This window comes from uncultured Campylobacter sp., from assembly GCF_938045625.1.
Lineage (GTDB): Bacteria > Campylobacterota > Campylobacteria > Campylobacterales > Campylobacteraceae > Campylobacter_A.
This window is the reverse complement of sequence record NZ_CALIAV010000073.1, coordinates 1-11720: the sequence shown is the minus strand read 5'-3', so window position 1 is coordinate 11720 and position 11720 is coordinate 1. Positions and strand designations below refer to the sequence as shown.

11 protein-coding genes and 2 pseudogenes are annotated in these 11720 nt (G+C 43.6%); 4 read left to right on the top strand and 9 right to left on the bottom strand.

The window, feature by feature from the left end; genetic code table 11:
- Positions 1–184 (top strand): annotated as a pseudogene (locus Q0386_RS07445) (hypothetical protein); the annotation flags it as partial.
- Between the two features lie 137 nt (positions 185–321).
- On the opposite strand, the gene Q0386_RS07440 reads toward Q0386_RS07445, so the two are convergent.
- The 9 genes and pseudogenes from Q0386_RS07440 to Q0386_RS07400 form a co-directional block, all read right to left on the bottom strand.
- Complete coding sequence (locus Q0386_RS07440) at positions 322–1554, bottom strand: DUF2920 family protein (protein WP_299029250.1); 1233 nt, start codon at positions 1552–1554, stop codon at positions 322–324.
- Complete coding sequence (locus tag Q0386_RS07435; protein WP_299029253.1) at positions 1541–2827, bottom strand: DUF2920 family protein; 1287 nt, start codon at positions 2825–2827, stop codon at positions 1541–1543. The genes Q0386_RS07440 and Q0386_RS07435 overlap by 14 nt, the downstream gene beginning before the upstream one ends.
- Before the next feature lie 18 nt (positions 2828–2845).
- A pseudogene (locus tag Q0386_RS07430) lies at positions 2846–4075 on the bottom strand (DUF2920 family protein); the annotation flags it as partial.
- 169 nt (positions 4076–4244) lie between these two features.
- Complete coding sequence (locus Q0386_RS07425) at positions 4245–5207, bottom strand: beta-ketoacyl-ACP synthase III (protein ID WP_299029247.1); 963 nt, start codon at positions 5205–5207, stop codon at positions 4245–4247.
- Positions 5208–5226: 19 nt separating this feature from the next.
- Positions 5227–6216, bottom strand: coding sequence for a phosphate acyltransferase PlsX (plsX, locus tag Q0386_RS07420; RefSeq protein ID WP_299029244.1), 990 nt, complete (start codon positions 6214–6216; stop codon positions 5227–5229).
- Positions 6217–6221: 5 nt separating this feature from the next.
- Positions 6222–6368, bottom strand: coding sequence for a 50S ribosomal protein L32 (rpmF, locus tag Q0386_RS07415; protein WP_002943740.1), 147 nt, complete (start codon positions 6366–6368; stop codon positions 6222–6224).
- A gap of 11 nt (positions 6369–6379) precedes the next feature.
- Positions 6380–6736, bottom strand: a complete 357-nt coding sequence (locus Q0386_RS07410) for a YceD family protein (protein ID WP_299029241.1) — start codon at positions 6734–6736, stop codon at positions 6380–6382.
- 14 nt (positions 6737–6750) lie between these two features.
- Positions 6751–7164 carry a nucleoside-diphosphate kinase gene (ndk, locus tag Q0386_RS07405; RefSeq protein ID WP_299029238.1) on the bottom strand — a complete coding sequence of 138 codons (414 nt, stop codon included), beginning with the start codon at positions 7162–7164 and terminating at the stop codon, positions 6751–6753.
- A 95-nt stretch (positions 7165–7259) separates the two neighbouring features.
- Entirely contained in the window at positions 7260–7544 is a 285-nt protein-coding gene (locus Q0386_RS07400) for a DUF362 domain-containing protein (RefSeq protein WP_299029235.1), read from the bottom strand.
- 165 nt (positions 7545–7709) lie between these two features.
- Between Q0386_RS07400 and Q0386_RS07395 the strand changes: the two genes are divergently transcribed.
- From Q0386_RS07395 to Q0386_RS07385, 3 genes are all read left to right on the top strand, one after another.
- Positions 7710–8309, top strand: a complete 600-nt coding sequence (locus Q0386_RS07395; RefSeq protein WP_299029232.1) for a peroxiredoxin — start codon at positions 7710–7712, stop codon at positions 8307–8309.
- Between the two features lie 165 nt (positions 8310–8474).
- On the top strand, positions 8475–9197 hold the full coding sequence (locus Q0386_RS07390; protein WP_299029229.1) for a PilZ domain-containing protein: 723 nt from the start codon (positions 8475–8477) through the stop codon (positions 9195–9197).
- 139 nt (positions 9198–9336) lie between these two features.
- Complete coding sequence (locus tag Q0386_RS07385) at positions 9337–11646, top strand: DUF87 domain-containing protein (RefSeq protein ID WP_299029226.1); 2310 nt, start codon at positions 9337–9339, stop codon at positions 11644–11646.
- Positions 11647–11720 lie beyond the last annotated feature (74 nt).

Here is an 11720-nt window from a genome sequence, read left to right as displayed (position 1 = left end):
AATTTTAAATTATTTTAAAGATAAAGATATCCCAATCATAAACAAAACAGGTTTTATACCTCAATGTCAAAATATGGGGTTATTTACCGATAAAAATGAGGTCTGGAGCGACGATCCAAACGACACGGAAATACCAAAAGACGACTGGAAGCGCAAGATGAGGCGGTTTTTTAGTTTGGAGTAAATTAGGCTTGAGTTTTTTGTCAAATTTGCATATAAATTTGCTTTTAGTTGGCGCGCGGCTTTTGTCTCTTAAATTTTCTTTTATCAAATTTTGCCGCTCGAATTAGCCCCTGGCAAACGTAAATTTTACAAATAAAATCATCTTTTTATCTCCAAATTTATCTTACTGTTTGTCTCTGAAAATTTATATTCCAGACCGTCTGATCGATAGGCTATGCTTTTATTCTCGCAAATTTGCTTCTCGCGGGAGGCTATCTTTTCTAGCATCGGCGGCAGCTCCTTGGCGATCAAAAGCTTGATAGACATCTCTAGGCCGTGCGTTAGCTTTTTTAGAAACCTGCCGTCAAGCTTGCTCTCGTCTTTTACCATGTGCAAAGTCGCGTCAAAGCCGAGTTTTTGTAGTTTCTCGTAGAGCTGTGCTTTTTCCTCGGGCGGCGCACAGTGGTCGTTTGCGGCGCAGTGGTAGCCGACATAGATAGGTTTAGGATACTCGCTTTGGACTTTTAGATGCGCGGCGTCTAGGGCGTTTCGTATATCCTCGCGCGCCTGCGAGAAATATCGAGGCGAGGATTTATCCAGTAGCGTCCACATCGTTTTGGTAAAGACGTAAATTTTGATATTTTTAAAATATATATCGGTCGAGTATTCGCGAAATTTGAGATAATCTACCTCTTTACCTAGGCCTATGAGCTCCCAGTTTAGCTTCGCGTAGCTGCTGTTGTCGATGAGACCGTCTATTAGCCACGGCGCAAATTTGGCTGCTAAGGCGTTTATGTATGCGCCGTGCGAGCTGCCGACTAGGACCATGGGCAACTCGTCTATATCTGTTGCTGGTTTAAACGGCGGATTTGCCTTGATGAAAAGCGCGGCATTTATCACGTCTTGAGCCTGCATAACGCCGAAATTTTGATATTCGTTTTTGGTCGGTTGCAGCGTTACGGATATTTCTAATTTAAAATCGCTCGGCAAACCGCCGCTTGATTTTATATTGCCCAGATAGGCATCTATCACCGAAAGTTCGCCGTAGTCGATATTGCTTGGTATTTCTATACCGATTTTAGAGCATTTGTTTTTAAGGATGATTTTGTCTAAATCGTTTAAAAAATACTTCGCCCCCGTCTGCGGTCTGTTGCCGATGCAGTGGTAGTTCGGACTCGCTACTGCTACGCTAAATTCGCTAGCTACGAACTGCGCTAAATGCTCTCTATAGTTTTCATTCGCATCGCCGCCAAGACCCGGCACTATAAAAACTAGGGCTCTAGCTGGCTTTTCGTCGTCGTAGCAGAGCTTAAACTCAAGTAGCGAATCTCGCTTTATGCCAAGCTCTACATCGTCGCAGGATGGGATCTCGTATGTTTTATTTATTATCATGATTTTGCTGCGGTAGATTTTGTTCTTTTATCTCTAAATTTATCTTGTCGTTCGCTTCAAAAAATTTATATTCTAAATCGTCTGAAACGTAACTTATGCTTTTATCCTCGCAGGGCTGTTTCGGTCGAGCTGTGATTTTAGCTAGCATCGGCGGAAGCTCTTTTGAGATTAGCGTTTTTATCGACATATCTAAACCGTGCGTTAGCGTTTTGATAAATTTACCGTCAAGCTGACTTTCGTTTTCTATTATATTTAGAGTAGCGTCGTAGCCTAAATTTTTTAGTTCGTCGTAGAGTCGTTGTTTTTCGCTAGCTGGAGCGTAAAAATCGTCATAAGCGTAATGATAACTCGTGTAAATTTGCTTTTTACAGCCGCTTTGGACTTTGAGGTGTTGCGGCATTAGAATTTCTCTTATGCATTTTCTCGATTTAGAAAAATAAGCCGGCGAAGCCTTGTCTAGCGTCCAATGCGTCTTGTCGAATAAATAAAGCTCGATATTGTGATAGCATTCGCTGGTGTAACCGCTGTAATATTTCATATAATCTATCTCTTTACCAAAGCCGATAAAAGGCCAGTGCGCTAGCGCGTAGCTACTATTATCTATGACGCCGTCTATGAGCCACGGGGCGATTTTGGCGGCCATATGCGATAGATAGCCTCCGTGCGAGCTGCCTATCATGACGACTGGTAGGTCGTTTATGTCGGTTGTGCACTCAAAAGGAGCGTTGGCTTTTACGAAAAGTAGCGCATTGATCAAATCCTGCGCCTGCATAATGCCGAAATTTTGGTATTCGTTTTTAGTCGGTTGAAGAGAAATTGATAGTTTAAGCGACAAGTCTTGAGGTGCTGTCTTATCGCGTTTTCTTGCGTCTATTAGATTGTCGATATCAAGCAGGGTTTGCGTATCGATTACGCTTAAATTTTCCGGGAGCTCTATGCCGCACCTGGCGCATTCTTTTTTTAATATCGATCTATCTAAATCGTCAAAAAATATCGTCGCTCCTGTTTGCGGTCTATCGCCGATACAGTGGTAGTTTACGCCTACTACGGCTACGCTAAATTCGCTCGCGACAAACTGCGCTAAGTGCTCGCGGTAGTTGCTGTCTGCGTCTCCTCCGTAGCCGGGGATTATAAAAACTATTGACGAGACCGGCTTTTTGGTATCAAAGCAAAGGTTAAACTCTAGCAGGCTTTCGCGCTTTATATTAAGCTCGGTATCGTCGCAGGAGTGGATTTTATACGTTTTTTTAACTACTGTGCCGTTTTGCCATATTTTTGAAACTTGTAGATTGATTTTGTCGTTTGCTTCAAAAAACTTATATTCTAAATTTTCCGAGATATAGGTTATGCTTTTATCCTCGCAAGGTTGTTTAGGGCGAGCCGCGATCTTGGCTAACATCGGCGGAAGTTCTTTTGAGATCAGTGTTTTTATAGACATGTCAAAGCCGTGAGTTAGCGATTTGATAAATTTGCCGTCGAGCTCGCTTTCGTCTTTTATTATTTTTAATGTCGCGTCTATGTCGTAGGCGTTAAATTCGTTATAAAGTTCCGATTTATCAGCGATAGGAGCGATGTCGTCTCCGGCATAGTGATAGCTTAGATAAATCGGCTTTGGATATTTGCTTTGGGTTTTTACATGGTCTAAATTTAAAATATAACGTATCTTTTCGTGCGCTGGCATAAATCTCTTATCGGAGCCATCTTTTAAGGTCCAAAGCGTCTTGTCGGAGATGAAAAAATTTATATGTTTAAAAAGCATATCGTTTGATGAGCAGCAGTGATTCATATAGTCAAGCTCCTTACCAAATCCCACGATCCTAAGCGGATATTTGGCATAACTGCTGTTATCGATGACGCCGTCTATGAGCCACGGAGCGATCTTGGCGGCCATATGCGATAGATAGCCTCCGTGCGAGCTACCGATCATGACGACTGGTAGTTCGTTTAAATTTTTAATCGCTTTAAACGGCGCATTTGTCTTTATAAAAAGTAGGGCGTTTATCAAATCCTGCGCCTGCATAATGCCGAAATTTTGGTATTCGTCTTTTGCCGGATCAATCGTAAGGGATAAATTTAAAACAAAATTTTTTGGAAATGCTCCGCTATTTTTATTGTTGTCTATATAGTTACTAACCGCAGACAAGACGCCGTTTAGCTTATCGAAATTTTTTAGCGAGCTCAGATCGCCGCCTAGTTGCAGGTTTATTTCTCGGCATTTTTCTCTTAAAATTTCTTGATCAAATTCGTCCATATAGTATCTAGCGCCCGTAACTAATCTATTGTAGATGTGATGATAATCTGCATTGATCACAGCTACGTTAAATTCTCTCGCCGTAAATTCGGCTAGGTGGTCTCTATATGCTTTATCGACGTCGCCGCCGCATCCAGGCACTATAAAAACTATGGCGTTAACCGGCTTATCGTCATCGTAGCACAGTTTGAAGTTTAATTTCGTAGAGCGTTTAACGCCCAGCTCCATATCGTCGCAAGAGTTGATTTCGTAGATTTTACTGACTACCATTTTTTGCCTTCCGTGATTTTTTGTATTATACCTCTGCCGAGCTAAATTTAGCTTTTTGGTCGGGTGTAATCGGTCGATCGTAAGCTATGCGGTGGTTATACTAAGGATTGTAGAATCGGTTTTTGGTTTTGATAAATTTAAGCGCAAGATTTAAATTTTAACTGCGAGATTAAAAATTATTTGCAGTTTCGCCGCCAAATTTAAGTAGAGCCGAGCCCCAAGTAAAGCCGCCGCCGAATGCGTCAAGTAAAAGCAAATCGCCCTTTTTAAGCCTGCCTGCTTCGTATGCGTCATTCATCGCCATAGGTATAGAGGCTGAGCTTGTGTTGCCGTATTTTCCAACTGTTACGACGCACTGCTCGTTTGTAAAATTTAAGCGTTGCTTGACTGCTTCAATTATGCGTAAATTTGCCTGATGAGGTATAAAAAGATCGATTTTATCGCTTGAAATTTGATTTTTTTCCAGGATATCTACGACGTCTTTGGTTAGCGTCTGGACGGCGATCTTAAAGACTTCGTTGCCCGACATCTTGATAAATTTCTCTTCGCCACCTGGAGTTATGAGTAGGTTTGCGTAGTTACCGTCGGCTGCGGTGTGAACGTCGATTATTTCGTTTTCTTCGCTAGCGCTTACGACCGCGGCACCTGCTCCGTCGCCAAATAGTATGCAAGTCGTTCTGTCCGTCCAGTCGACGATCTTACTTAGTTTTTCGGCTCCGATTATCAATACGTTTTTTTTGCATCCGCTTTCAATTAATGATTTTGCAAGCTCAAGCAGATAAATAAAACCGGTGCACGCCGCGCTTATATCAAATGCTGTAATAGCATTTATACCTAAATTTTTAGCGATCTTGCACGCCGTTGAAGGCATACAAAAGTGATCGGGCGAGATAGTCGCGCAGATAACCGCGTCGATATCTTTTGCTGTCAAATTTGCTCTTTCAAGCGCTATTTTTGCCGCTTTCGTGCCAAGTTCGCTCGTATCTTCATCCTGCGCTATGCGTCTTTGGATGATACCGGTGCGCTTAACTATCCACTCGTCGCTGGTTTCCACCATTTTTTCAAGGTCGAAATTTGTTAAAATTTTAGGTGGAGCATATGCGGCTATGGATATTAGCGAGGCTTTTGGCATTAAATTTTTCTTTGTAATTTCATTTTGCGAAGTGCGACAGCTCGTCTTCGATGACTTTGTTTATATCGGAGTTTGCGAATTTTAGAGCTTGAAATATCGCGTTTTTGATAGCTTTCGGTGTGCTTTTACCGTGGCTTATTATGACGCAGCCGTTCACGCCAAGTAGCGGTGCGCCACCATATTCGTCGTAATCGACTTGCTGTTTTAGAGTTTTAAAAACTTTTTTCATGAGAAGCGAACCAGCTATGGCGACCGGGGATTTTTTAACATGTTTTTTGATGATTTTTGTTATCGCGTCAGCTACGCCTTCGCTTGTTTTTAGCAGGATATTTCCGACAAATCCATCGCAAATAACGACATCGACGCTTCCGTCAAAGACTTGATTTCCTTCGGCGTTGCCTATGAAGCTATCAAGTTTTGAGATCATTTCAAAGGCTTCTTTCGTCGCCTCGTTGCCCTTACTGCTCTCTTCGCCATTTGACAAAAGACCTAGTTTAGGGGATTTTATTTTTAAAATCTCTTTTGCGTAGGCTTCGCCCATTATCGCAAATTGAAATAGATGCTCGGGCCTACAGTCCACGTTTGCGCCGACGTCCAAAACTAGCGTGTTGCCGCCGGTTACGTTTGGCATTAGCGTCGCTATCGCCGGGCGCGAGACGTTTTTTAGTCGCCCGACTCGAAGCGTGGCAAGACTCATCGTAGCTCCGCTGTGTCCTGCCGAAACTACGGCCTTGGTTTGCTTATTTTTAAGTAGCTCGATAGCCTTAAAAATACTGCTTTCTTTTCGCTTTAATGCATCGGTGGCGCCGTCGCTCATAGAAACGACCTCGTCGGCTTGAATAAATTTTACGTATTGTTTTAAATTTTGCGGAACGAGGCTTTCTAAAATTTTCGTATCACCTACCAAAACGACTTCAAATTTTACTTCTTTTAAAGCCTCGATCACGCCGCCGATAATAGGTTGCGGACCGAAGTCGCCGCCCATCGCGTCAATGCAAATGCTGGTCATTTGTATTAATACTCTCCGGTAGTTTTATTTACGCGGTGAGGCATTTTCCATGAGCCGTCTTTATCTTTTACGGGAACCGGAAGCGTTACTTTGTAGTGCGTTCTTCTCTTTGCCGCGCGAGTATGACTTACTCTTCGTTTAGGTACTGCCATTTTATTCTCCTTTATAGATTTTTACATTTATCACAATAAAAATAATCGCTCTTAAAAGCTTCTATTTCGCTTGTTAATACTTCTTCTAAATTTACAAAACCGTCGAAAAACTCTACTACATCGTCGAGGTTTTCTTCGTTATCTTTATAAATTCCGTCGCTTAATATCAAATTTACATCTTCATCAAGCTTTAAATTTATATCTTCGCCGCATCGGTCGCAGTTGTGAGTTATTTCGCCTACGATTCTTCCTTTACAACTAACTAAATTTTGGGTTATTCTTTTTAGTTCGCCGTTGAAAATTACTCCCTCCGAGTTTAGCTCGAACGGCATTTGATTATTTGTGACTTTGGCGAAAGATATTTTCAAAATTTAACCTAAATTTAGCAAATTTCTCTTGTTGCAAAGAAAAATGCGATCTCGTTTTTAGCGTTTTCTAGGCTGTCGCTACCGTGAACGGCGTTTGCGTCGATGCTCTCTGCAAAGTCGGCTCTAATAGTGCCAGGTTTTGCTTCTTTTGGGTTTGTTGCGCCCATTAGATCGCGATTTTTGGCTACCGCATCGTCGCCCTCAAGAACCATAACTACGACCGGTCCGCTCACCATAAAATCAACCAAATCGTTGAAGAAAGGTCTGTTTTTGTGAACTGCATAGAAAGCTTTTGCGTCGCATGTGCTTAGTTTGACTTTTTTCATAGCGGCGATTCTTAGTCCATTACTTTCGAATCTATCCACGATTTTTCCGATAACGCCCTTTTTTACGGCATCAGGCTTAATAATAGAAAGCGTTTGCTGCATAAAATTTCCTTTTTGTGGTTTTTATAAGGCGGTGATTATATCAAAAAAAAATTAAATTTCAAAATAAGCCCCGCAAAAGGGCTTAAGTGCGGAGTTTACGAGATGACGGCCGTGGCGCCAGTCCTCATATCGGCGGTTATCTCGGTGCGAGACGGCTGTCCTGCATAAGGAGCGTCCCAAACGATGCAGCCGTCGGTTGGGCAGGCTGAGGCGCATGCAGGCTCGTCGTTAAATCCTACGCACTCGACGCATTTATCGGCATAGACGTAGTATGCGTCCTCGCCGATCGGGTTATCCGCGTCGTCTACGATAGCGCTCGTCGGACACTCGTCGATGCATGAGCCACAACTTATGCAAATGTCTGTTATTTTTACTGCCATTTTTTATCCTTTTTGGTCAAAATTTTCGCAAGAATATCAAAAACTAAGTAAATTTGATATTAAATTTTTGCGTTAAATTTTGAAACGAAAACGTAAAATTTTTAGCTCTTTTTAATTTTTAGATGATATAATTTCGCTACAAATAAAAATTATTAAGGAGAAAAAATGTTAGTAACAAAAAAAGCACCTGACTTTACAGCTGCAGCGGTTTTAGGAAGCAATCAGATCGTAAATGATTTCAACCTATATAAAAATATCGGCGAGAAAGGCGCGGTAGTATTTTTCTACCCTATGGACTTTACATTTGTTTGCCCTAGCGAGATCATCGCGTTTGACAAAAGATACGACGAATTTAAAGCTCGCGGTATCGAAGTTATCGGCGTTTCAACAGACAACCAATTCTCTCACTTCGCATGGAAAGAAACTCCGGTAAACAAAGGCGGTATCGGCCAAGTTCGCTACCCGCTAGTAGCCGATATGACGAAGTCTATCGCTCGCGGCTTTGACGTACTTCTAGAAGACGCTGGCGTCGCTCTTCGCGGTAGCTTCTTACTTGATAAAGACGGCACCGTTCGCCATGCGGTTATCAACGACCTTCCGCTTGGCAGAAACATCGACGAGATGATCAGAATGGTAGATGCTATGCTATTTACAAACGAGCACGGAGAGGTTTGCCCTGCCGGCTGGAACAAAGGCGATAAAGGTATGAAAGCCGATACGGCAGGCGTCGCAGACTACCTATCTCACAACGCAGACAAACTATAATCATCCAAATTTAAGGGCGAGCTCTCGCCCTTAGTGCTTCTTTTCTACATCTTTACACCAAAACAACATTAAGTTTAATACAAAATATCAGTAATTAAATGAAAAAATAAGGATTTTTTACTATAATCTAGTTTTAAACTTTATTCGGAAGGAATCATATTTCAGATGAACGGTACGTATAACGACAGCTCTTTTATGCGCGAGGACGCAGTGACCGTATTTGCCAGAGTACGAAACGATAACCGCCAGGTGCACTTTCTAAATCTTTACAATGGCGTAAAAGTCGAGTGCATGGGCGAAGTAGAGCATATAGAAGACGATACGGTCGTCTGCAAGGTAGCATTAGAGCAAATTTTGGCCATGAAAGAGGAACAAAACGCCTATATCGTACGCGATGAATATTTTTCCGAAAATTTAAGGGCGGATATCGTCGGATTTGATCTTGCAAATTTGACCGTAACGCTACAAAATTTCACGTATATGCAAAATTTGCACGCGAATTTAAGAAAACATCAGCGCGTATATCCGGATCGTTACACCAAGGTGATCCTCACACAAAACGGTAGCGAAATACAGGGCAATCTATACGATATCTCAAGGGGAGGCCTAGGCGTCGTTAGCTTGGATGACGGCGAGTTTAAAGAGGGCGAGCCAATAAATGCTAAATTTGAGCTATGCATACCGGACGAGGCGGGCGACTCTAATAAAAACATAAAAATAGATACCGATCTAAAACTTGTCGCAGCGCTAAAATATAAGGGCGCGATGAGATATTGTTGTCAGCTAGCCGATAAAGACGGCGCAGGCGAAGATATAGCAAAATTTACTAAAAAACGCGTAAAAGAAACTCTTGAAGAGCTAAAAGAGCAGCTAAAAACCTACCAATAAATTTAACGCAAAATTAAAAAGCGAGCATCGCGCTTGCCTTTTTAAATTTTACCCGCTTCGATTTCAAATTTACCCCACAGCTTCACCCGAAATTTAAACAAAAATCAGTAAAATAGCCCAAAATCTACAAGGAAATTTCATGAAAACGATTCAAGAAAATTTAAAGCTATTTTACGTCGGTCTCAAAGACAAAGAGCCGTTTTTTTATAAAAATAAAGACCTCACGACGCACGCAGCCATCATCGGAATGACCGGTAGCGGTAAAACCGGCCTTGGCATCAGTATCCTAGAAGAAGCCTGCATCGATAACATCCCGACCTTTATAATCGATCCAAAGGGCGATATGACAAACCTTGCTTTGGCCTTCCCGCAGATGCGCGCGCAGGATTTTGCGCCCTACGTCGATGAAAACGAAGCGCAAAACAAAGGCATGAGTGTGGATGAATTTGCCGCTAGCGAAGCGCAGACGTGGGCAAAAGGCATCGAGGGTTCGTTCCAAAGCTTAGAGCGCGTGGGACTTTTTAAAGATAGCGCCGAGCTAAAAATTTATACTCCAAAGAGCAGTAGCGGCGTCGGCGTGGCGTTGTTAGGTGATTTTGCGCGCCCAAATTTAGACGTAGGCAGTGAGGAGTTTAGCGAGTACGTAGGCTCTCTGGCTAGCTCCGTGCTCTCGCTCATTGGCATAGAAAATGACGCAAATTCAAAAGAACACCTGCTCATTTCAAACATTTTTACCCTTAAATTTAGTCAGGGCGCGGACGTGAGCCTAGAGGAGCTCATCGGATTTATCGCGACGCCTCCGTTTGCCAAGATCGGCGTATTTGACGTGGAGAAATTTTACCCAAGCAGTGAGCGTATGAAGCTAGCCGTCAAGATCAACACGCTGCTGGCAAGTCCAGATTTTCGCGCGTGGCTAAGCGGCGAGCGGATAGACATCTCAAAAATGCTTTTTAACGCAAACGGCAAGGCAAAGTGCAATATCTTTACCATCTCGCACCTAAAAGACAGCGAGAGGATGTTTTTCGTGACGCTGCTGCTAAACGAGATCATCGCGTGGATGCGTAAGACCGAAGGTACGAGCTCGCTTCGTGCGGTGCTTTATATGGACGAGATTTTCGGATTTTTCCCACCAAATGGCAACCCACCTAGCAAAACCCCGATGCTAACTCTGCTAAAGCAAGCCCGCGCGCACGGCCTTGGCGTAATACTGAGCACCCAAAACCCGGTCGATCTTGACTACAAAGGCCTTAGCAACATCGGCACGTGGTTCATCGGGCGTTTGCAAACCGCGCAGGATAAGGCGCGCGTGATCGACGGTATGACGGGGCTTGCGGGCTCTGCGATGGATAAAGGCGAGATAGAAAATCTCATCTCAAATTTGCAAAAGCGCAACTTCCTACTAAAAAACATCCACGAGGACGGGCTATCCGTCATCTCGACGCGCTGGGCCCTGAGCTACCTCAAAGGACCGCTTAGCCGCGAGCAGATTTCAAATTTGATGAAAGAGCAAAAGAGCAGGTCAAATTTGAGCGGATCAAGCCCGGCAAAAAGCTCAAATTTTGCCGCTAAGCCCGTGCTGTCGCCCGATATCGCTCAAATTTACGCCGCAAGCTCAAATTTACAGGAGGGCGGCGAGCTAGAGGGATATCTTTACGGTGAAGCCAAAGTGCGATTTTATGACGCTAAAAAGGGGCTTGACGAGGTTCGCGAGGTAAATTTCACGCTAAGGCTTGACAAAGCTCAAAAAAGCGCCGACTGGAGCGAAGCTAGCGAAAATATGCATTTTACCGCAGTTTCGGAGCCAAATTTCAAGCTCTCCTACGCGCCGCTGCCGGGCTTTGTCGCGGGGGCTAAAAATTTCAAAGATCTAACCAAAAATTTCAAAGAATTTATCTATAGAAACTACAAACTTAGGCTCTTTAGCGCGTTAAATTTAAGCTCGGCGCCGGGCGAGAGCAAGGAGGAGTTTTACGTCCGTTTGGCCGATAAATGCAACGAAATTTTAGAGGCGCAAACGGCTAAGCTCACGGCGGAATTCGACAAACAAAAAGCGCGATTGGAGGAGAAACTAAACCGCTCGGTCGCAAAGCTGGAAAAAGAGCAGCGAGACTTTAAAAGCAAGGGGATTGAGACTGCGATCTCGGTGGGTGCGAGCATTTTGGGGGCGATATTTGGCAAGGGGCTACTAAGTAGCGGCAACATCGGCAAGGTCGCAACCTCCGCGCGCTCGGCAAACAGCGTGCTAAAAGAGCGCAGCGACGTCAAACTAAGCGAGCAGGAAGTCGCCCAACTAAACGCGCAGATCGAGGAGCTGATGGCGAAATTTGAAGAAGACGCCAGCGCGCTAAAAGCCAAAAACGACGTGCAAAATGTGGAGGTGACGGAAGTGGAGGTTAGTCCGAAGAGTAGCGATATATACGACGAAAAACTCTATCTTTTGTGGAAGTAGCGGCTCGTCTTTTGAGCGTCTTTTCCGAGATTTCGCAAAATTTTCGCTCCGCAGGCTATATGCCTAGCGCACGC